The sequence below is a fragment of the Reyranella sp. genome (assembly GCF_965279465.1).
In the GTDB taxonomy this organism is placed as follows: domain Bacteria; phylum Pseudomonadota; class Alphaproteobacteria; order Reyranellales; family Reyranellaceae; genus Reyranella.
This window is the reverse complement of sequence record NZ_OZ257242.1, coordinates 1899080-1919287: the sequence shown is the minus strand read 5'-3', so window position 1 is coordinate 1919287 and position 20208 is coordinate 1899080. Positions and strand designations below refer to the sequence as shown.

Annotated in this window: 19 protein-coding genes; 7 read left to right on the top strand and 12 right to left on the bottom strand. The window is 66.0% G+C overall.

Translation table 11 applies throughout. The features are described from left to right. The first annotated feature begins 241 nt into the window (after positions 1-241). The 5 genes from ACQY8M_RS09395 (at position 242) to ACQY8M_RS09375 (ending at position 4060) form a co-directional block, all read left to right on the top strand. Positions 242-694 carry a (2Fe-2S)-binding protein gene (locus ACQY8M_RS09395; protein ID WP_428671158.1) on the top strand — a complete coding sequence of 151 codons (453 nt, stop codon included), beginning with the start codon at positions 242-244 and terminating at the stop codon, positions 692-694. 2 nt (positions 695-696) lie between these two features. Continuing rightward, entirely contained in the window at positions 697-2985 is a 2289-nt protein-coding gene (locus ACQY8M_RS09390) for a molybdopterin cofactor-binding domain-containing protein (RefSeq protein ID WP_428671156.1), read from the top strand. Between the two features lie 88 nt (positions 2986-3073). Further along, positions 3074-3235: a hypothetical protein gene (locus tag ACQY8M_RS09385; protein ID WP_428671154.1), complete on the top strand. Its 162-nt coding sequence runs from the start codon at positions 3074-3076 to the stop codon at positions 3233-3235. A 247-nt stretch (positions 3236-3482) separates the two neighbouring features. Beyond that, positions 3483-3878 (top strand): SMI1/KNR4 family protein, encoded by a 396-nt coding sequence (locus tag ACQY8M_RS09380; protein WP_428671151.1) that lies wholly within the window; start codon positions 3483-3485, stop codon positions 3876-3878. After that, entirely contained in the window at positions 3875-4060 is a 186-nt protein-coding gene (locus ACQY8M_RS09375; RefSeq protein WP_428671149.1) for a hypothetical protein, read from the top strand. The genes ACQY8M_RS09380 and ACQY8M_RS09375 overlap by 4 nt, the downstream gene beginning before the upstream one ends. A gap of 242 nt (positions 4061-4302) precedes the next feature. Here ACQY8M_RS09375 and ACQY8M_RS09370 read toward each other — a convergent pair whose 3' ends face one another. Further along, complete coding sequence (locus tag ACQY8M_RS09370; RefSeq protein ID WP_428671147.1) at positions 4303-4974, bottom strand: isochorismatase family protein; 672 nt, start codon at positions 4972-4974, stop codon at positions 4303-4305. Continuing rightward, positions 4974-7829 (bottom strand): FAD-dependent oxidoreductase, encoded by a 2856-nt coding sequence (locus ACQY8M_RS09365; protein ID WP_428671145.1) that lies wholly within the window; start codon positions 7827-7829, stop codon positions 4974-4976. Before ACQY8M_RS09365 ends, ACQY8M_RS09370 begins: the two co-directional genes overlap by 1 nt. A gap of 36 nt (positions 7830-7865) precedes the next feature. Between ACQY8M_RS09365 and ACQY8M_RS09360 the strand changes: the two genes are divergently transcribed. After that, positions 7866-8774, top strand: a complete 909-nt coding sequence (locus tag ACQY8M_RS09360) for a dihydrodipicolinate synthase family protein (RefSeq protein ID WP_428671143.1) — start codon at positions 7866-7868, stop codon at positions 8772-8774. Positions 8775-8876: 102 nt separating this feature from the next. Continuing rightward, the gene (locus ACQY8M_RS09355) at positions 8877-9533 is read left to right on the top strand and encodes an FABP family protein (RefSeq protein ID WP_428671141.1); all 657 of its coding nucleotides are present in this window, start codon (positions 8877-8879) and stop codon (positions 9531-9533) included. Between the two features lie 68 nt (positions 9534-9601). On the opposite strand, the gene ACQY8M_RS09350 is transcribed toward ACQY8M_RS09355, so the two are convergent. The 10 genes from ACQY8M_RS09350 to nthA form a co-directional block, all read right to left on the bottom strand. Beyond that, a complete protein-coding gene (locus tag ACQY8M_RS09350) occupies positions 9602-10309 on the bottom strand; it encodes an amino acid ABC transporter permease (RefSeq protein WP_428671139.1) in 708 nt (235 codons plus the stop codon). Continuing rightward, positions 10310-11146 (bottom strand): ABC transporter substrate-binding protein, encoded by an 837-nt coding sequence (locus tag ACQY8M_RS09345; RefSeq protein WP_428671137.1) that lies wholly within the window; start codon positions 11144-11146, stop codon positions 10310-10312. 58 nt (positions 11147-11204) lie between these two features. Beyond that, positions 11205-12419: a M20 family metallopeptidase gene (locus ACQY8M_RS09340; protein WP_428671134.1), complete on the bottom strand. Its 1215-nt coding sequence runs from the start codon at positions 12417-12419 to the stop codon at positions 11205-11207. Positions 12420-12503: 84 nt separating this feature from the next. Continuing rightward, entirely contained in the window at positions 12504-13271 is a 768-nt protein-coding gene (locus ACQY8M_RS09335; protein ID WP_428671132.1) for an aspartate dehydrogenase domain-containing protein, read from the bottom strand. Then, positions 13268-14431 carry an LLM class flavin-dependent oxidoreductase gene (locus ACQY8M_RS09330; RefSeq protein ID WP_428671130.1) on the bottom strand — a complete coding sequence of 388 codons (1164 nt, stop codon included), beginning with the start codon at positions 14429-14431 and terminating at the stop codon, positions 13268-13270. Before ACQY8M_RS09330 ends, ACQY8M_RS09335 begins: the two co-directional genes overlap by 4 nt. Positions 14432-14649: 218 nt before the next feature. Further along, on the bottom strand, positions 14650-16101 hold the full coding sequence (locus ACQY8M_RS09325) for an amidase (RefSeq protein WP_428671128.1): 1452 nt from the start codon (positions 16099-16101) through the stop codon (positions 14650-14652). Positions 16102-16339: 238 nt separating this feature from the next. Continuing rightward, positions 16340-17989 (bottom strand): DUF4157 domain-containing protein, encoded by a 1650-nt coding sequence (locus ACQY8M_RS09320; protein WP_428671127.1) that lies wholly within the window; start codon positions 17987-17989, stop codon positions 16340-16342. A 153-nt stretch (positions 17990-18142) separates the two neighbouring features. Then, positions 18143-18835, bottom strand: coding sequence for a glutathione S-transferase C-terminal domain-containing protein (locus ACQY8M_RS09315; RefSeq protein ID WP_428671125.1), 693 nt, complete (start codon positions 18833-18835; stop codon positions 18143-18145). 75 nt (positions 18836-18910) lie between these two features. Next, on the bottom strand, positions 18911-19570 hold the full coding sequence (nthB, locus tag ACQY8M_RS09310) for a nitrile hydratase subunit beta (protein ID WP_428671123.1): 660 nt from the start codon (positions 19568-19570) through the stop codon (positions 18911-18913). Continuing rightward, on the bottom strand, positions 19567-20202 hold the full coding sequence (nthA, locus tag ACQY8M_RS09305) for a nitrile hydratase subunit alpha (protein WP_428671121.1): 636 nt from the start codon (positions 20200-20202) through the stop codon (positions 19567-19569). The genes nthB and nthA overlap by 4 nt, the downstream gene beginning before the upstream one ends. Positions 20203-20208 lie beyond the last annotated feature (6 nt).

The following is a 20208-nucleotide window of genomic DNA, read 5'->3' as shown; positions in this document are numbered from 1 at the left end:
AAGATGGAAAGGTCTCGCTGCCACCGACTGGAGTGGAAGGGCATGACGGCCGCCAAGTGCACGCCACCGCGCGGCCCTGCGTGGGCCGAGCGCGAGGCGGCCCCCCTGCAGAAGGCTGGTCTCGCCCGCAACCACGTTTCAGTGTGTGGCGAGCGGTTCCGACACGTGATAGGAAATGGCAACAGGCAGGGCGAACGTCCCGCCGCCGATCTCGCGTTCATATCGATGGAATGGTGACGGCATGAGCACATTCACGATCAACGGCAAGAGCCACACCTTCAACGGCGATCCGGAGATGCCGCTTCTCTGGTACCTGCGGGATGTCGTCGGCATGACCGGCACCAAGTTCGGTTGCGGCGCGGCGCTGTGCGGCGCCTGCACCGTCCATGTCGACGGCTCGGCCGTCCGCTCCTGCCAGATGCAGGTAGGCGATCTCGAGGGCCAGGCCGTCGTCACGATCGAGGGGCTTTCGCCGGACGGCATGCATCCCGTCCAGAAGGCTTGGCGCGACCTCAATGTGGCCCAGTGCGGCTACTGCCAGGTCGGCCAAATCATGCAGGCCGCGGCGCTCCTCAAGGACACGCCCAAACCGACCGATGCCGATATCGACTCGGCCATGAGCGGCAACATCTGTCGCTGCGGCACCTATCCGCGCATCCGCGCCGCCATCAAGCGCGCCGCGCAGGGAGGCTGACCATGGCCACGACTCCCGAACTCGGCAACCTCAGCCGCCGCGCGCTCGTCCTCGGATTGGCCGCCGGCTCCCTCGTCCTCGCCACGCGCGTCCCGCCCGCGACGGCGCAGGAAAAGAAGTATGCCGGCGATGGCATGAAGGGCGGGATCAAGGACGATCCGCGCCTCATCCTCTCGGTCGCCAGCGACGGCACCGTCAACCTGCTGTGCATCCGGGCCGAGATGGGCCAGGGCGTCCGCACGGGATGGGCGACGGTCGTCGCCGACGAGCTGGAAGCCGACATGGCGCGGGTCAAAGTCCTGCAGGCGCAGGGCGACGAGGCGCGCTACGGCAATCAGGACACAGACGGCTCGCGCAGCATGCGCCATCATTTCATGGCGCTGCGCCGCATGGCCGCCGCGGTTCGGCAGATGCTGGAGCAGGAAGCGGCCAGCCGCTGGACTGTGGCCGTCGCGGAGGTCAAGGCGCAGAACCATGAGGTGGTGCACGCCGCGAGCGGCCGGCGCGTGGGCTTCGGCGAGCTTGCGTCGGGCGCCGCGGCGCGGCCGGTACCGGCGCGGGAGACGCTGGTGCTCAAGACGCCGGACCGTTTCCGCTACATCGGCAAGGACGTTGCCCTGGTCGACAATCTCGACTTCACCACCGGCAGGGCCCAGTACGGCATCGATGCCCGCCTCGACGGCATGGCCTATGCCGTCGTCGCCCGGCCGCCGGTGTTCGGCGGCAAGGTGAAGAGCTTCGACGCGGCCGAGACCCTGAAGGTGCCGGGCGTGCTGAAGGTCGTGCCGATCGACGCGCCGCCGATGCCGCCGGTGTTCATGCCGCTCGGCGGCATCGCCGTGGTGGCGGAGAACACCTTTGCCGCCATCAAGGGACGGTCGCGCCTGAAGATCGAATGGGACGACGGGCCGAACGCCAGCTACGACTCGGCGGAGTTCCGCAAGACCCTGGAAGCGGCCGCGGCCAAGCCAGGCAAGGTCGTGCGCAACGATGGCGACGTCGACAAGGCGCTGGCCGGCGCGGCACGGCGCATCGACGCCTCCTACTATATCCCGCACCTCGCCCACGCGACGATGGAGCCGCCGTCGGCTACCGCGCGGGTGTCCGACGCGGCGTGCGAGATCTGGACCAGCACGCAGAACCCGGAGGCCATCCGCGGCCATCTCACCAAAGTCCTGAACATGCCGGTCGACAAGATCGTCGTGAATGTCCTTTTCCTCGGCGGAGGCTTTGGCCGCAAGTCGAAGGGCGACTACGCCATCGAGGCGGCGATCCTCTCCCGCGCCATGGGCGGACGCCCGGTGAAGGTCACCTTCACGCGGCCGGACGACCTGCAGAGCGACTACTTCCACACCGTGTCGGTCGAGCGGGTGGAGGCCGGTCTCGATGCCAACGGCAAGCCGGTCGCCTGGCTGCATCGTACCGTGGCGCCGACGATTCTCTCGATCTTTGCACCGGATCAGAAGCACGAGGCGCCGTTCGAGCTCGGCATGGGCGCTGTCGACACGCCCTTCGCCATCCCCAACCTCAGGGTGGAGAACCCGGAAGCGACAGCGCACACCCGGATCGGCTGGCTGCGCTCCGTTTCCAACATTCCACACGCCTTCGCCGTCCAGAGCTTCGTCGCCGAGCTCGCGGCCGCGCTCGGGCGCGACCCGAAGGACTATCTCCTCGAGCTGATCGGCCCGAACCGGCTGATCGACGCCGGCGCGCTGTCGGATGGGTGGATCCATGGCGAGGATCCGAAGCTCTATCCGTTCGACACGGGGCGGTTGCGCCAGGTCGCCGAAACGGCGGCGAAAGAGGCAGGGTGGGGGCGCAAGCTGCCGGAGGGAAGCGGCCTCGGCATCGCCGCGCACCGGAGCTTCGTGAGCTACGCGGCATGCGTGGTCGAGGCGACGGTCAGCCCGAAGGGCGAGCTCACGATCCCGCGCGTCGACTTCGCCTTCGACTGCGGCGCCGTGATCAGTCCCGATCGCGTGCGGGCGCAGATCGAGGGCTCCGTGGTGCAGGGCGTCAGTCTCGCGACCCTGGGCGAGATCAGCTTCAAGAACGGCCGCGCGGAACAGACCAACTTCGACGGCTATGAGCTGACCCGCATCGATGCCGCACCGAGGGAAATCCACGTGCACCTGGTCAATACGGCCGGCTATGACAAGCCGCTGGGCGGGGTCGGCGAACCCGGCGTCCCGCCCGTCGCGCCGGCCCTGGCCAATGCGATCTTCGCTGCCTGCGGCAAACGCATCCGCACGCTGCCGATCCGCGACCAGCTCGTCCCGCGAAGGACGTGACGTCGGCGCACGTCGCGGTCCTCTACCAGGGCCGCATGTGCACCGGTTGGCCCGACGCGGTGGGGTTGCGCGATTGGGACCGTCGACGATGCAGGGTATCGTCTGCCTCGCGCTGCTGTTTTCCGAGGGCGTCAACAAGGGCAGCCAGCTGTTCGTGGCGCTGAGCTCGACCAGCGCCGCCAAGATCTACGGCCTGCATCCGCGCAAGAGCGCGGTCGCGGTCGGCGCCGACGCTCCTCGCCTGCGATAGGGAAAAAGGGGGGTTGGAGATGGCTTCGCCGTACCAACAGTCGCTGAGTCAACAATCGCCGGGCCGTTGGAGCCAATCGGCAACTTGTTGGGCGGCCTGTCGAAGAATCAGACACAACCGGTGATTTTCGGCGGTAGCCCCACAGAAACTGCCAACACGGTCGTTCTACCGCGCAAATCGCAAGCAGCAGGTGACGCTCTCGTGGAACAATTGCAAAAGGCCTAGGATACTAAAGGGGGCGCGGCTTATGACCTACAGTCTGACAGAAGGGCAGCTTGATCCGCCGGCAGATCCACGTTTAGTCGAGGGACTTTCTTCCAGTGTGCAGGTGGCTCTTTCCGGTGAGTATCTTGACTTCCTTCGGCAGCACAACGGAGGCGAAGGCTTCATCGGGGATCACTACATTATCCTTTGGAAAGCTGAGGAACTGGCTGACTTCAACCGAGAATATGAGGTCGACAAGTACGCTCCCGGCATACTCCTGTTCGGCTCCAGCGGTGGCGGTGAGGGCTACGGCTTCGATACTCGATCGCCGTCGATGCCCATTGTTGAGATTCCTTTCATCGGGATGGAGCTTCGCTATGCGAGGCCCGTCGCCAAGGACTTCCGGGACCTCTTTGTCCAGCTTGCGATGCCACTATGAGCGATCGTCCGCATACGCACCCGAAAAAGGGCATGGAGCTGGTGGAGATCAAGCCCATCATCGTCGGAGGAGATCCGACCGACCCCAAGAACAAGACCTGGGTAACGCGGCAGCAGCACTTTGAGCTTGTGCGCTTCTGGAATCGCATAATCAGCGATCTTCGCAAGCAGGACGACCAGTGAAGTAGGCGCAGGCTGAGCTTGCTGCCGCGCTACCATCTTCTTCTGTGGTCATGTCGTTTCCGTTCGAGACGGATGGGTTGTGTGCAAAACCATCCCACCCCGGCCGGGAGCGGCGTGGCCCACCGGGCGTCCTCTGTCAGCTCAACACCGTCTCACTTCAGGTCGCGTTCCGTCGAGGGCCGCATCGGCGGCTTTGCGACAAGGCGCACCCGGGTATGCCGCGCACGATCGACGGTGACGGATCAATTCGCCGGCCGGTACTGCTCCATGAAGGCCAGGACCTCGGCGACCGGTAGCACGTCGGCGTACTTCACGGCCATGTCGTAGAGGTTGGCGAAGTGCGGGCTCTCGTGCTTGTCGGAGACGCACTCCTCCGGGACGATCATGCGATGGCTGCGCGACAGGCCGTCGACGACCGTCGCGCGGACGCAGCCCGAGGTCGAGCCGCCGGTCACCACCACCGTGTCGACCCGGTGGAAGGTGAAGAGCGACGACAGATTGGTTTCGAAGTACGCGGACGCCATGCGCTTGTTGATCACGATGTCGCCGCGCTCGATCTCGCAGCGCTCGTCGAGCCCGGCGCGACGTGAATCCGCCTTGATGTTCTGCAGCGAATCGGGTGTGTCGGTGCGCGTGCCCCACACGCCGCAATCCTCGCCCGAGTCGAGATACGACACGTAAGTCCAGACCACCGGGCAGCGATTGGCGCGGAACAGGCGCGCCAGCGCGTTGACGTACTCGATCTGCCGCGGATCGGTCTCGTAGGCGGTGACGAACTCCGCCGGCCGCGTATAGGCGTTCTGGATGTCGACATTGACCAGTGCAGGTTTGCGGCCGAAGCCAAAGCGGGGGCGACCCGGGTTGGCCTTGAGCGCCTCGTACATCTCGCGTGCCGTCATGCTGGACGTTTCCATCAGCCGAACCTCCGGATCGAATAGGGCTCGACCGGCAAGCTGGTCGAGCGGCCGGCGATCATCTCCGCCGTGAGCCGCGCCAGCACCGGGGCCAGGGTATAGCCGTTGGAGCTGACGCAATTGTAGAAGCCGGGCAGGCCGGGCACCTCGCCCAGGATGGGCGCGCGGTCGATGTTCACGTTCATGCCGGCCCAGATGCGAATTGCGTGCAAATCCCTGAGCGCCGGCACCGCGCGCGACGCAATCCAGAGATTTCCCTCGACGCTGGCCCGCAGCGCCCGCGAGAGCTTCTGCTTCTCGTCCAGCCCGGCCGTCCAGCCGCCGCCGATCATGAAGGCGCCCGACGCCATCTGCTTCAGCGTCAGGTGCCGGCCGGCATAGGCGACCAGCCGGGTGAGCGTCGGCGCCGTTGGCTCGGTGACGATCATCTGCAAGGGTGCGGCGCGGACGGGAATCGTCACGCCGGCCAGCGCCGCGATCTGCGCGGCCCAAGGCCCTGCCGCATTGACGATCCGTCCGCAGCGGATCTCGCCGCGGCTGGTCGTCACCTTCCAGCCGGCGCCGTCGCGGGCGATGGCCTGCACGTCGCTGCCGCGCCGGAACCGCGCGCCCAGCTCCTTGGCCCGCGCGATCACCGCATAGGTCCCGCGCAGGGGATTGATCTTGCCCTCGCCGGGACACCATTCGGCAGCGATCGCCTTCTCGCCGATCGACGGCTCCATCCGGCGCAGCTCGTTGCTGCCGATCAGCTCGGCCTCGATGCCCCGGCTCTTCTCCAGAGCGATCTTTCCCTCGAGGAACGCGATGTCGCGCTCGCTCTCGCCCAGCATCAGCCCGCCGGTGACCTTGATCTCGAGATCCTCGCCGGTGTCGCGCTGGATCTCCTGCCACAACGCGATCGAGGCAGGCCCGAGCGGCAAGGTGTCTGCCGCGCGGTTCCCGGCGGGCGGCGCGCCGGCGACGAAGTCGAAGGCCAGCAGCTGGACATGCAGGCTGCCGGCATTGGCGCCGGAGGCCTGCAGGTTCATGTCGTCGCGCTCAACGAGCATCACGTCGATGCCCTCGTGCGCCAGCCAGTAGGCCACGCAGGAACCCGCGACGCCGCCGCCGATCACCAGCGTGTCCACGGTCTCGACCGGAAGCCTCCCGGTCTCGCGCGGCCGCGCCATGTCCGGCGGCACGAAATCGACATGGCCGGTCCATTCGGGCTGCTCGATCGTGAGCGCGCGGATCGGCACCGGCTTGGCCGGCGGCCGGGGTGCAAACAGGTCGAACTCGCCCGGCTCGCCCGAGCAGATGCGGGCAATGAGCGCCCCGCAGTAGCGGCCCTGGCAGCGTCCCATGCCGGCCCGCGTGGCGCGCTTGAGCGCCGCCGGCGTGTCGTGACCGGCCTTCACCGCGTCGCGCATCACGCTGGCCTTCACCTCCTCGCAGCGGCATACGAGCGCGGCCGAATCGATCGCGGCGGCCTGCTGCGGCGCTGCCTCGAACAGGCGCCACAAGGCCTTCTGGAAGCGCTGGGCACGCGCCAGGCTCCGGCGCGCGCTGCGCGGCTCCGGAACAGCCAGGCCGAGATCGCGCGCGATGGCTGCAGCGGCGATCGAGCCTGCCGCCATCGCCGCCTGGGCGCCGCCGAACCGCGCGCCGTCACCGATGGCGAAAACCTCGGGCACGCTGGTGCGGCCATCGGCATCGGTCACCGTTTCCATCGAGCCGCTGCCGCGCAGCACGAAATCGTGTCGGCAACCGAGCGAGCGGGCGAGCTCGCTCGACGAGGAGAAGCCGTAGCCCAGCGCCACGACGTCGGCATCGATCGACAGATCGGCCGCCTCGACCCGTCGCACGCGATCGTCGCCGAGCAGGCGTGTCACGCGACGGCGCCAATGCAGCAACGGCTTCAGCCGCGACACCAGCGCAAGGCCGCTGGCCAGCAGCGTCGGCGCAGCCCAGCCGGCCTGCAGGAACTCGGGCAGGTTGCCGGCGCCCGGGCGCGACGCCGATTCCAGCACCGCCACGACATTGGCGCCACCGTCGAGCAGCTCGGCCGCGGTCTGCAGGCACAAGGGCCCGTTGCCCGCGATCACGATGCGCTCGCCAGGCGCCACGCGGTAGGAGCGCGCCAGGGTCTGCAGCGCGCCGACCGTCATTACGCCGGGCAGGGTCCAGCCGGGCACCGGCAACGACTGTTCGTAGGCGCCGGTCGCCAGGACGAGGCGCCTGGGCCGGAACAAGGTCGACCGGCCGGCGACGATGGCGGCCACCTCGATCGCCGAGAAGGCCGCCCACACCGTGGTTTCGCTGAGGATACGGACGCCGGCCTGCAGCGTCGCCTCGTGCAGCGCGGCCCCGTCGCGGAACTGGCGATCGAGGTGCTGGCGCTCGGCGGCCAGCGAAGGCGCCAGAGGCTTGAAGAACTGGCCGCCGGCATGCAGGCGCTCGTCGGCAACGATCACATTGGCGCCGGCGCGGGCGAGGTCGCGTGCCGCCGACAGGCCCGCCGGGCCGGCGCCGACCACCAGCACATCGCATGCGATCTCCTCTGCAGCCGGAGCCGGCGCATTGGCCGCAGGACTGGCGATGGGTTCGGAGAGCACTTCCATACCGTCCGCGACCCTGGTCAGGCAGGCGCGCTGGTTGGGCCGGCCGTCGACCGTCACCAGGCAGTCGAAGCAGGCCCCCATGCCGCAGAACGGCCCCCGCGATGCACCCGACCGCGCCTGCCGCACCGACACGATGTCGGCTGCCGCAAGGGCGGCGGCTATGGTCTCGCCGGTCAGCGCCTCGATCTCGGCCCCGTCGAAGCGGAGGCGGACCGGCGCGCCGGCCGGCCGCATGTTCGGGTGCTTCAGGCGCATGGCGGATGGTTTACACTGGCCGCGAAGAGGAACGACATGAAGAAATTTCGCGGCACCTACACGGTTCTGATCACACCCTTCACGGCCGACGGCAAGAAGGTCGACGAAGCAGCCCTGAAACGCCTGGTCGATTTCCAGATCGAGGAGGGCATCCACGGCCTGATCCCACTGGGCAGCACCGGCGAATTCCTGAGCGTGACGCCCGACGAGCGGCGCCAAGTCGTCGAAACCGTGATCAAGCAGGCGGCCGGCCGCGTGCCGGTGCTGATCGGCACGGGCGCGGAATGGACCGACGAGGTGGTGCGCACCAGCCGCGAAGCCGAAGCGATGGGCGCCGACGGGGTGATGATCATCCCGCCGTTCTACAGCGTGCCGACCGACGACGAGCTCTTCGCACACTACAAGAAAGTGTCGGACGCGATCGGCATCCCGGTCATGGTCTACAACAATCCGGCGACGGCGAACGTCGACATGCAGCCGGAGCTGATTGCGCGGATCGCGCAGATCCCCAATTGCCTCTATGTCAAGGAATCGACGCTCGACCCGACGCGGGTGCGTGACATCATCCGGCTCGCCGGCGACAGGATGACGGTGTTCGCGGGCGTGCTGGGCTACGAATCGTTCTGGCTCGGCGCCGAGGGTTGGGTCGCGGTCTGCTCCAACGTGATCCCGCGCTGGTCTGCCGAGCTGTTCAACCTGGTTGCCGACAAGCGCGACATGGACGCCGCTCTCGCACTCTACATGAAGATGACCCCGCTGTTGTGGTGGGTCGGCGGCCCGCGCTACGTCTCGGGCACCAAGGCCGCGTTCGAGATGATGGGCATGCCGATGGGCCCGCCGCGTGCGCCGCGCCTGCCTCTGCCGGAAGCGCAGCGCCCGGCGCTGCGGGAGGTGCTGCGGCAGATGGGCATCCTCGCCGAGGAAAAGGCACGCGCCAGGGCGTAGGCGCGTCGATGAGCCTGCCCCTCGCGGTGCAAGGCATCACATCACTTGTCATTGCAACGGCGAGCAAGCACTGTGGGATGAGCAGACGCTACACGAGACCCCATGCTGACCTTCTCTGACGACGTCTTCACCGAGCCCGAAGACGTCTCGCCCGATACGCTGGCGAACCTGGGCCCACTACGTCGACTGGCCGGCGTCTGGCAATCCGATCACGAGGGGGTGGACGTCAGCCCCAAGGCGGAGGGGCCCGAACGGCGCGTGTACCGCGAGCATATCCGGATGGATCCGATCGATCCGCAGGCCAACGGCCCGCAACTTCTCTACGGCCTGCGCTACCACATCCATATCACCACGGCCGAAGAGCTCATCACCTTCCACGATCAGGTCGGTTACTGGCTGTGGGAGCCGGCCACCGGACTGATCATGCAGACCATCGCCATCCCGCGCGGCCAGGTGGTGCTGGCGGGCGGCCAGGCGGCGGCCGACGACAAGCGCATTTCGGTGGAGGCGCGGCGCGGCGACACGCGCTTCGGAATCTGCTCGACGACGTTCCTCGAGGAAGCGTTCCGCACCGACTACTACCGTATCGACATCACCTTCAACGACGACGGCAGCTGGACCTACCTCACACGCACGGACCTGGCCGTCCGCGGCCAGGAGCCGGCATTCAATCACCACGACACGAACACTCTGCGGCGGGTCGCACCGCCCACGCCGAACCCGCTCGTCGATCTGCTGAAGGGCGGCAAGGCAGGTTAGGCCTGAGTGGGTCGGGCCTTCCGGCTCGCCTCATTGGAGCGCCGCGGTCCCCGCAAGAGATTCGCGCTCTACCGATCGTCCCTTGCGAGCTGATGGTCGGCGGTAGCGCCGTAGGCCTTGCCGTAATAGGCCTCGATTCGACGCTGCACGAAGTCCCAGCAGGTGGTCATGGCGAGATAGATGATCGCCACCACCATGAAGACCTCGAGCACTTGGAACTTCTGCTGCATCAGGATCTGGCCGCGGCGCAGCACTTCCTCCATCGAGATCACCGAGGCGATGGAAGTCGTCTTGAGCAGGCCATTCACCGAATTGCCGAGCGGCGGGATGATGACCCGCAGCGCCTGGGGCAGGACCACCAGCCGGAAGATCTGAAACGGGCTCAACCCCATGGCGCGGGCCGCCTCGGTCTGGCCCTTGGCGACCGACAGGATACCGCCGCGCAGGATCTCCGAGAGATAGGCTGCCTCGTTCAGCGCCAGCCCGATGATCGCCGCTTCGAGCACGCTGAAGCGCACCAGCCCGAGCTGCGGCAGGCCGGTGTAGATGATGATCAGCTGCACCAGCAGCGGCGTGCCGCGGAAGATCCAGATGTAGGCCTGCGCCGACCGCGACAGCGCCTTGTGCTTGCTGAGGCGCATCACGGCGAGGCCGAGACCGATCAATCCTCCCAGGATGAGCGTGCTGATCGTCAGCCCGATCGTCCACAACGCGCCTTCAAGAAGGTAGAGATTGGTGAAGTAGCTCCAGAAGCCTTCCCAATTCCAGACCTTCATCTAAGTAGGGCCGGGTCCACTGATGGCGAAGGTCGAGCCGTCCATCTTGAGCACGCCGTACTGGTCGAGCAGCTTGTCGTAGAAGCCATCCTTCTTGAGGTCGTTGAGCGCGCCGACCACTGCGTCGGCCAGCGTCCTGTTGGCGAAGGCAAAGCAGGCGGTCTGCGGGAAGACGCCCGAGATCGCGCGCGTGAAGTCGCCGCGCTGCTGCATGAACATCGCCGTGGCGTCGATCGAGGTCGCGGCATCGGACTGGCCGGCGCGAAGTGCCTGGAAGGCCTCGGCGAAGTTGTTGAAGGTCATCACCGTGATCGGCTTCAGGCCCTTGTCCTGTGCCATCTTGGCGACCTCACGGGTGCGCCGTTCCTCGATGCCGCCGAGCTCGACCGAGATCTTCTTGCCGGCGAGGTCCTCGACCGTCTTCAGCCCGAGCGGATTGCCCTTGGCGGCAAGGAAGCTGATGGCGGCCTGCTCGTAGGGCACCATGTACATCAGCTTCGACCGTTCCTCGGTGAAGAAGATTCCGGTGTTGATCATGTCCCAACGCCTGGCCGCGAGACCTGGGATCATGGTTGCGAACTCGGTGCGGATATATTCCGGCGTCAGGCCGAGACGCTTGCAGATCTCGTTGGCGAGCTCGACCCGCATGCCCTGGAGCTGGCCCTTGTCGTCGACGAACTGCAGCGGGGGCAAGGTCGGATTGATGGACATCACCAAAGTGCCGGCCTTGATGATCGTGGGCGGCGCGAGCTTTGCCTGGGCGCGCGCGGCTACGGGCGCGATGGCGAGCGCGGCGCCGGCGGCAAGCAGGCCACGGCGGCGAATGGTCTTCTTCATCTGTTCCCCCTCGTCGGTTCCCGGCAGCATGCAAGTTTGACGCCGAACCTCGAGGCGATCAAACCGTCCCGCACCAACCGTCGATTATGGCAGCTGCAACTTTGACCGCCCGCCGGTAGTCCTCGACGTCGACCCATTCGTCGGTGAGGCCGTTCTGCGTGAGGCCGCCGCCGAGCGGCCCGAAACCGACGGTTGGTATGCCGGCCTGCACGATTGGATTGCGGATATCGCTGGCGGTATGGAGCGGATTGACGTGCGGCGGCTGGCCGGTGACGGCCGCGATCGATTGGGCGACCAGTCGATAGAGCGGGCTGTCGATCGGCACTTCCGCGCCCGAGACGCCCGACACCCAGTCGAGCCGCGCTCCTTCGCCCACCGCGGCCGCCATGTCCCTTTGGACCGAAGCCATGTCTTCGCCCGGCAGGAGCGTCAGTGCGCCCTCCATGATGCCCTGCGCGGCGATCCGCGTATGCGCTCCCGCGCGGCCGACATCGAGGTGGGAGATCAGGAGATTGGCGGAACGCTCGAGCAGAGGATGACGGAGCATCTCGCCGCGCCGAGCAACCAAGGCGCTCAGCCGTCGATGGATGTCCGTCAGGAGATCGGCGGGGTTGCTCGCCTGGTGGGTGAAGGCGAGATGGCTGATCTCGTTGGTCTCGGGAGGCGTGCCCTGCACGGTGATGCGGAAGTCGAGCTGGCCGAGGCAGAACGCCTTGATCTCGCGCAGGCCCACGCCCGACTCGGCAGGGTGGAGGTAGACCGCGGCGTCGGCGCGCAGCCCGCCATGAAGCAGAGCCGACACGCCCCGCGCATGGCGCTTGCTGGGCGTGCTGGCGAGAATGACCTCGCCTGCCGGCGCGCGGCCGCTCGTCAAAGCGGCGCGCAGGCCTTCGATCATGATTGCAACGCCGGACAGGTCGTCCGCGGCCCCCCATCCGTGGATGCGCCCGCCGTCGACAATGCCGGCGAAGGGATCGCGCTTCCACCGCTCGGTGCCGGCCACCGGTTCACCGTCGGGATGGGCGAAGAAAATCAGGCTGCGGCCGCCGCCGGATCCCGCGAAACGCGCCACGACGCTCTCACGTTCGCCGGCATCGATTGCCCGCGCGCTGGCGAACTCGCCGACCATCGGGACGTCGCCGGGCCGGTAGCGCACCAACTCCACGCTGCAGCCGAGCGACCTTGCTTCGGCCGCAACGAGCCGTTGGACAGCCGCTTCGCCGTCGCGCTGCGCGCGGATCAGGGCCTTCAGGAACGTAATTGGATCAGTCATTTCTTCGCCGGGAGCGCGGGTCTCCAGACCCGCTCAGAATCTTGAGCGGGTCTGGAGACCCGCGCTCCCGGCCATGAGCTCATTTCAGATCACCACGCGCGCACCGCGCCGGCGCAGCACGCGCATCAGGCTGAAGGTCGTATAGTCGACCGGGTCGCCGTCGGGCGGCACGTCGCGGCCGCCGAGCTTCAGCACCGCGTTGCCGGGCGAGGCATGGATCTCGAGCTCGTGCGCCGTTTCGGTCAGTTCAGGATCGGCGACCAGCTCTGCCTCGGTGCGGTCGAGGCCGAGCCCGGCCAATGCGACGCCAACCGCGGTGTTCAGGTTGTTGGTGAAGTCCATCGCCAGCTCCCGAACGCTGCCGCGCCGGAACACGGTGCGGGTCCTGACCCCATCGAAATCGACGCCGCGTGTCGCGGCGATCAGCTTCCACATCGTTGGCGACTTGAGCTGGCGATAGACGACGCGCGTGATGCCCTCCTCGCGCGCCGTTGCCAGCAGGTCGAGCGTGCCGATCGCTCCTGGCGCGATCTCCAGACGGCCGGGACCAGCCTCGGCGGCGGCCATCAGGCGGCGCTCGACGGTGCGATCGGCCAAAGCCGTCAGCGACAAGGGCACGAGATCGCAGCCTGCCGCGAGTATCGCCGGCCCCATCCCGGCCAGCGTATCGCGCGACGCGCATTCGACGACGACTTGCGGCCCGTAGTCGAGGAAGGTGCGGAGGTCGTGGCAGACCGGAATGCCGCCGGCAGCCGTGACCGGCGACCGGGCCAGCACGGCAACCGCGCCCGGCAGGCGCGCGGCGAGCCTTCGTCCGATCCGGCCAAAGCCGACGATGCCGTACCGGGTCACTGGAAACGCGGCATCACCTTGGTCCAGAACGCCTCGATCGACTTCATCAGCTTCGGATGCGGCACCAGGGCGTTGTAGGTGTAGGCGAACACCCAGTCGACCGGCTGGCGCTTCTGCTGGACTTCCATGCCCCGCAGCACGGTATCGACCGTGCCGACGCAGGCGTAGCCCATCTCGACGATCTCGTCCGGCGTCAGCATCTTGCCGGTCTTGGGATCGGTGACGCCCTTGCGGAAGCCGAACGGCTCGAACCAGGCTCGGCCGGTGAACTGGCCGGAATCCTGCCACAGGGCCCGAGCCTCCTCGTCGGTGTCGCAGATGATGACGTCGCGCAGCACGCCGACGCCCTCACCCTTCTTCTTCCCCGAGACCTCGGAATACACGCTGTAGAGCTTCTCCTCGAAGACTGGCAGCATCGGCGGCAGGATCGGCGTCACGTTCTCCTGCGCACAGAAGCGCACCGTGCTCTCCGAGCTCGCGAACGGCTGGAACAGCGGCGGGTGCGGCTTCTGCAGCGGCTTGGGGACGACGCCAACCGACTTCAGGATGCCGTTCTCAACGCCCTTGCCCCACTTCTCTGTGGTATCGAGCGTCCACGGCGTCGGGCCGGCCGGCACCTTCCAGAACTTGCCATCGACGGTCAGCATCTCCTCGGTCCAGCACTTCTTGACGATGCGGAAGTTCTCCTCGAACGCGAGCCGGTTGGCGTCGTCGATCTGGTCGTGCTGGTGCGGCAGCGCGCCGTGGATGCCGTGCGTCTGCTGCGCCATCACGTCGACCCAGCGGCGCTGGTAGCCGCGCGCAAAGCCGGCATTGGCACGGCCTCCGGTCATGTGGTCGAGCATGGCGATGTCTTCGGCGACGCGGATCGGATTGGACGCCGGCAGCACGATGCCGAGCTGGCCGACGCGGATCCGCTTCGTCTGCATCGCGAAGTAGAGGTCGAGCAGGACGGGGTTGTTGGAGAGCTCGAAGCCCTCGATGTGGAAATGATGCTCGGTGAAGGACACCGAATCGTAGCCCAGCTCGTCGCCGAGCTTAATCTGCTCCGTCAGTTCCTTCAGCATGCGCTGATAGAAGTGCGGGTTCATGCCCGCCATGCCCTGCTCGATCTCGGCCCGGCTGGCGATGCTTGGCAGATAGAAAAGCGACGCTTTCATTCGATCAGATTCCTCCCACTGGTCGGGAAGATGGTGACACGAATGCCGAACGACGGTCGATGCCCCGCGCGCCGATCAGCTTTCCTTGCGAAACGATTTCGACCAGGACTGACCAAGAACGTCATGGACTGCTGGGAGCGCGGCTCTCCAGAGCCGCTTTTCCTTCAGGTTGCCACAGCCCCTGAGCGGCTCTGGAGAGCCGCGCTCCCAGCGTTTTCTCACGCAGAAGGCGGCACCGTGCCCGGCTTCGGGTCGATCGGCAGGAGCTTCGACAGGCCAACCAGGCTCTCGTACATTGACGCAGCCTGCAGCAGGGCCGCCTCGCCACGGGGCTTGCCGACGAGTTGCAGGCCGACCGGGCGGCCGTACGGATCGAAGCCGCAGGGCACGGCGACGGCGGGGCTGCCGGTCACGGTGATCGCCGAATTGAGCGTCGAGCCCGACATATAGTTGTCGAGCTTCTTGCCGTTGATGGTCGGCGGGGCGCGCAGGTTCACGTCGAAGGCCGCGGTCGGCGCGCTCGGGGTCACCAGCAGGTCGTATTTCTGCCAGAACTCGACCATGCGCCGATACAGGGCGGCGCGCTCGCGCTCGGCCCAGGCGAGCTGGCGGGTGGTCTGCTTGAAGCCGAGCTCGGTGTTCCAGATGATGTCGGGCTTGATCTTGTCGCGGTGCTGCTCGAGTTGCAGCTCGCGGTCGACGACGAACTGCTGGCTGCGCAGCGCCATGAACACCTCGTCGACCGGACCGAAGTCCGGCGTCGCTTCCTCGACGATGCAGCCCAGCTCCTCGAAGCGCCGCGCCATACTGGTGCAGATCTCGCGGACATCGCGGTCGAGTTCGAAGCGGCCGCCGAAATCGGCCGTCCAGGCGACCCGCTTCGGCGCGACCGGATTGGCCACGGCGGCGCTGAACGACACGGCTGGCGCGTCGAAAGTCATCGCGTCGTGCGGGCAGAAACCCGCCATCGTGTCGAGGAACAGCGCGAGGTCGGGGATGTTGCGCGCCATCGGGCCCTGCACCGACTGCGGCGAGTAGAGGTTGTTCGACGTGCCGCGCGTCACCCGCCCGGCCGACGGGCGGATACCGACGGTCGAGCAATAAGTGCCCGGCCGGCGCAGCGAGCCGCCATGGTCGGAGCCGTGCGCCAGCCAGACCTCGCCGGTCGCGACCGACACCGAGCCGCCGCCGGTCGAGCCGCCGCAGGTCAGCGAGGTGTTCCACGGATTGCGCGTGCGGCCGAACACCTCGTTGAAGGTGCTGCCGCCGGCGCCGAACTCGGGCGTGTTGGACTTGCCCATCACGACGCCGCCCTTGCGCTCGATGCGCTCGACCAATGGGTTGGACTTGGACGGCACGTGGTCGGCGAAGATCGGCGAGCCGTAGGTCGTGCGTACGCCGGCCACGTCGGTCAGATCCTTGATCGACACCGGCAGGCCGGCGAGCCAGCCCGCTTCGCCGGCGGCTTCGCAAGCCGCGCCGCCGGCCATGATCCTCTTCGCGTGATCGCGCGCGCGCTCGAGGCAGAGCGTCGGCATGGCGTTGACCGAGGGCTCGACTTCCGCAATGCGCCGAGCCGAGGCTTCGACCAGCTCGAGCGGACTGATCTCCTTCTTCTTGAGCTGTGCCACCGCTTCAACCGCGGTCATCTTCCAAAGCTCGCCACTCATCGCGCCCATCCTCTTTTCGGCAGACCATGCTTGCCGGACATCGAACTCTTGCCTATGCGACACTGGCATCGAGAAAACACCAGAATGACCGACAAGGCTACAGGCCCGCTTCGCGGGCTGAAAATGCCTCCTGCGCAGAATTCTCGTTGCAGTGAGCAGCTCGTGGCGGAACGATCGGCGCGCCGTAATGGCTTGAACCGAAAAGGTACGGATTTGTTCCGACAGCGCCATCAACGCGCTAGGGAATCAACCTTCCGTCCGGTATCTTGCTGAGGAAGGCCTTCAATTCCGGCCCGAAATCGGCCGCGTTCTTCGAGATCAGCTCGACGCTCATCTTGCGAGCCTGGATAGCGGCGGGCCCGCCATTGTCGATCATCCGGTACAGCGCAGTCATGGCATTCTGGGCCGCTAGAAAAATCTTGTCACCGTTGCTCACGCGATCGAGCTGATCATCCGTGTAACGCCGTTCGATGAAGTCGGCCCGCGCCTTATTTCCCATACGATACATGAAAAGAATCTCGATGCCGTAAGCCTTCGCCTCAAATTGCGCCGCGGAGACCGGATCGGACGTCGGTTGGGGCGTGTGCGTGTATTCATGAATCAGGGTGCCGCTCAGCAGCGTGAACGGATCATCTGTCGGGAACTGCTTGGGTGGATAGAGCAGCAGCACGTTTTTGTTGATGACGGTGTTTCCTCGGGCCGTTGCACCGAGCATCCTGTCGCTATCATAGTTTATTCCGTCGCCCCAGGAATCATCGTCCTTGAGGTCGTGTGTTTGATAATAGCGGTAATAGGCGATCATCAGGTCCGGGTTGCGTTTCGTAATCGTTTGTAGTGCATGGTCGATGTGGTCGAGCACGGCGTCCTGGTGTCCGTCATGTGCCTTTCGAAACGCGGCGCGAGCGTCCTTGACGGCCGAGCTTTCGGTCTTCTCATCCTCAAGGCCGTGCGCGATGAATAGTTTGGCGACCGACGGCTCCATTGCGAACGATCCCGGAAGCTGCAGCGTGTCATAGCTGAGACCGGTCATCTTGAACCAACCGCGCGTGAACGGCTCGGTGATGGCCACAACGAGAGTGATCTGGATGCTCGGCGGAACGAGTCGGGGCCACATTACATGCAGCAGGTATTCTGCATCACTCGCGCCCTCCACGGTCAACATCCAGGTGTCGTTGTCGCGGCTGACCTCCGAGAACCTGTCCGCGACCTGATACTGGGGATAGGTCTTCGCTGCCGCGCCGTCGTCCTTCGATTTTTCATTCTTCGGGGCCCGTTGAAGAAGCGGTCCAGACGCGAATTGCTGTACGACGTGCGTCAGTTCGTGAGCCAACAGATGAGCGCCCTCGCGTGCGCGGGGAGCAAACTCGGCGCGGCCAAAGACGATATCCCGTCCAACGGTAAAGGCGCGCGCGTCGACGGCGTCGGCTGCGGCAGCCGCCTCGGCGTCGACATGCAGGCGGACATCGCCGAACGCACGGCCAAACAGCGCTTCGTATCGAGCCCGTATTGGCGGCTCCAGCGGCTGGCCGGGGCGGCGCAGAACATCGTACACGACGTCCGGGACACCATTCTCCGCGAGGCCCCCTGCTTTCTCTGGCTCGCCCCCGGGGCGTGCGATGATTGGAGGTCTTGGTGCCAACGCGCCAAGCGTACCCGGGGCGCGCACCGTCTGATCTGCGATGCGATCAGCTTCGATCTCAGAGCGATCATTCGGCAAGCCTTGCCGAAGCGACGTTAAATTGCCGGTGCCGGCAAGCTTGCGCAGTCTTGCTTGATTACCGAGAGGAGCACCCCTGCTCGACGAGGACTTAGCGGGCGTCATATACCCGAAACTAGGGTTCTTCGATTTCGGTGCAGATTTCGATTTCGGTGCAGCGAATGTCCTCATGTCGGCGCACCTCAACAATTTCGTCATGACGATGACGAGCCGAGACGTGGTTGGACGCTAGCACTCCAACACCTGTTGTCAATGCACCCAACTATCGAGGGGCCGGGTGAAAGTGCGCAATTATGGAGGTGGAATTTCGAAAAGCGATTCAGGCTAGTTGGCAACCGCGTCGTGAATCTCGGTGCAGTGCCGGACGAGATTGCGATGCGCCGCCACAAACGTCCTGAGGGGCGTCTCGATCTCGTAGAAGTAGATGTTGGCAATAAATCCGTAGATGGCCGCATCGATGCTGGTAGGTTTTGGACCATGGACAAAGCCGGTTGACGGAACAAGATTTGCCAACACCTGGAGGTCGGCGATTCCGCGTGCGTATGCGGCAGGCGGAGAGTAGCGGCCTATGCCTTGATAGTAGTAGCGCTGGGCGTTGTACTCCTGTGCCTTCAGCAGTCCTTCCTCCGTCAGATTTGGATGCTCGCGGAGGAGAGCCGCCAGGAAGGCGGGTCGGAATTGCTCATCTTTCCAGCGTGAATAGGACATGACCCAATAAAGGTCATCAAGCATACGGTCGATCAAGTGGCTCATGTCGCGTTGACGGAGCGTCAGTTGAGCGTCGATCGTGAGTCGATACTTCTCAATTGAATGGGTAACGATGGCGTCGCTGCCGCCAATCTCCTTTCCATCATCGACAGCATAGGGCAACTGCCCCCGGGGAGCTCCGGAGCTGTCGAAGATGTGCTTGTGGGCGAAAGGAACGCCGGCGAGCTTGAGGAACGCGTAAACCTTGAGGCCGTAACCATTATTGTCGGCCACTCCAAAGAGCTGCGGATAGGAGTAGAGAGTAAGCATGTTCACCTGTCCCCGGGTGTCCAATCCGGATCACCCCGACATCGACATCCAGCGGTTCGAATCAAGGCAGGCCGATCAAACGGCGTCGAGATAGTCGTCCCAGAGATCGAGATAGACGGCGTCGGCGGGATTTGCCGCCTCGCCCCACAGGTCCCGCGCCTCGAAACGCACCGTGTAGAGGAACTGCGGGTTCTCGCCTTCGAACCTCGCATTCGAATCGGGAAACACGTGAGCACCGTGATCGCACTCGATCGTGCCGCGCCGCCCCCGGACGTAGCGCGGCAGGCGCGTATGCCCGATTGGATTGATATCGCGCGCCCGGACTGCCTGTCCTGGGGTGAAGCGCGGTTTGGCCGACGTTTCCCGCAGGGTCGGACCGCCGGCCATGATCGCCGGCATGACCTTGTCGACGGTAAGAGGTGGCGTTGCCACGGGCTTCGACGGATCGCGATGGCCGGTCTCCAGTTCGCGCTGCGTAACGAGCCCCGCGTCGAGCACCAGCTTGATCGCCGATTCGAACCACTTCTCATAGTAGCTCAGACGCAGGTAATCGGCCGGCGGCAGGGTCTCGATGCTGTAGCGCCCGGCATCGATGTTCCAGCGCCGCCAGGCGCCGACGGCGCGGCGCAAGGCGAGCACCCTGCCCTCCCACGGCGCATGAAACACCGGCTCGTTCGCCTCGGGCTTCACCGGGCCGAAGCCGTGCATGCCGCCCATGTCGTGCACGCCGTTCATGGGCCGGCCACCCGGGCGGTGCCGATCATGGCGTCGCGGGTCACCAGGTCGGCCAGCGCCTCGGCGCTCAGGCCGTCGGTGCCGGCGGGCCGCTCGGGCAGGACGAGGTAGCGGATCTCCGCCGTGGAATCCCAGACCCGCACGGCGACCTCGTCGGGCAGCGACAAGCCGAAGTCACGCAGCACGCCGCGCGGATCGATCACCGCGCGCGAGCGGTAGGCGGAGGACTTGTACCAGACTGGCGGAAGGCCGAGGACCGGCCACGGATAGCAGGAGCACAGCGTGCAGACGACCAGGTTATGGACGGCCGGCGTGTTCTCGACGACGACCATGTGCTCGCCCTGGGCGCCGGAATAGCCGAACTCGGCAATCGCGGCGGTCGCGTCCTTCATCAGCCGTGCCTTGTAGTCGGCGTCGGTCCAGGCGCGGGCCACGATGCGGGCGCCGTTGCGCGGGCCTATCTTGTTCTCATAGGCGTCGACGATCGCGTCGAGCGCCGCCGGATCGACCAGGCCCTTCTCGACGAGCAGGGACTCGAGGGCCTTCACCCGGAGCGCCGTCTCCGGCATCTCCTGGCCGTGGTCATGATCGTGGGGGTCGTGGTCGTGGGGATGGTCATGGTCGTGTGCCATGGCCGC

Excerpts from the sequence above, each read along its gene's own strand:
- nthB (WP_428671123.1), bottom strand. The coding sequence starts at position 19,570 with ATGAACGGCGTGCACGACATGGGCGGCATGCACGGCTTCGGCCCGGTG.
- ACQY8M_RS09385 (WP_428671154.1), top strand. The coding sequence starts at position 3,074 with ATGCAGGGTATCGTCTGCCTCGCGCTGCTGTTTTCCGAGGGCGTCAAC.
- ACQY8M_RS09345 (WP_428671137.1), bottom strand. The coding sequence starts at position 11,146 with ATGAAGAAGACCATTCGCCGCCGTGGCCTGCTTGCCGCCGGCGCCGCG.
- ACQY8M_RS09330 (WP_428671130.1), bottom strand. The coding sequence starts at position 14,431 with ATGAAAGCGTCGCTTTTCTATCTGCCAAGCATCGCCAGCCGGGCCGAG.
- ACQY8M_RS09340 (WP_428671134.1), bottom strand. The coding sequence starts at position 12,419 with ATGACTGATCCAATTACGTTCCTGAAGGCCCTGATCCGCGCGCAGCGC.
- ACQY8M_RS09315 (WP_428671125.1), bottom strand. The coding sequence starts at position 18,835 with ATGCTTACTCTCTACTCCTATCCGCAGCTCTTTGGAGTGGCCGACAAT.
- ACQY8M_RS09375 (WP_428671149.1), top strand. The coding sequence starts at position 3,875 with ATGAGCGATCGTCCGCATACGCACCCGAAAAAGGGCATGGAGCTGGTG.
- nthA (WP_428671121.1), bottom strand. The coding sequence starts at position 20,202 with ATGGCACACGACCATGACCATCCCCACGACCACGACCCCCACGATCAT.
- ACQY8M_RS09320 (WP_428671127.1), bottom strand. The coding sequence starts at position 17,989 with ATGAGGACATTCGCTGCACCGAAATCGAAATCTGCACCGAAATCGAAG.
- ACQY8M_RS09390 (WP_428671156.1), top strand. The coding sequence starts at position 697 with ATGGCCACGACTCCCGAACTCGGCAACCTCAGCCGCCGCGCGCTCGTC.
- ACQY8M_RS09355 (WP_428671141.1), top strand. The coding sequence starts at position 8,877 with ATGCTGACCTTCTCTGACGACGTCTTCACCGAGCCCGAAGACGTCTCG.
- ACQY8M_RS09365 (WP_428671145.1), bottom strand. The coding sequence starts at position 7,829 with ATGCGCCTGAAGCACCCGAACATGCGGCCGGCCGGCGCGCCGGTCCGC.
- ACQY8M_RS09370 (WP_428671147.1), bottom strand. The coding sequence starts at position 4,974 with ATGGAAACGTCCAGCATGACGGCACGCGAGATGTACGAGGCGCTCAAG.
- ACQY8M_RS09395 (WP_428671158.1), top strand. The coding sequence starts at position 242 with ATGAGCACATTCACGATCAACGGCAAGAGCCACACCTTCAACGGCGAT.
- ACQY8M_RS09350 (WP_428671139.1), bottom strand. The coding sequence starts at position 10,309 with ATGAAGGTCTGGAATTGGGAAGGCTTCTGGAGCTACTTCACCAATCTC.
- ACQY8M_RS09380 (WP_428671151.1), top strand. The coding sequence starts at position 3,483 with ATGACCTACAGTCTGACAGAAGGGCAGCTTGATCCGCCGGCAGATCCA.
- ACQY8M_RS09325 (WP_428671128.1), bottom strand. The coding sequence starts at position 16,101 with ATGAGTGGCGAGCTTTGGAAGATGACCGCGGTTGAAGCGGTGGCACAG.
- ACQY8M_RS09360 (WP_428671143.1), top strand. The coding sequence starts at position 7,866 with ATGAAGAAATTTCGCGGCACCTACACGGTTCTGATCACACCCTTCACG.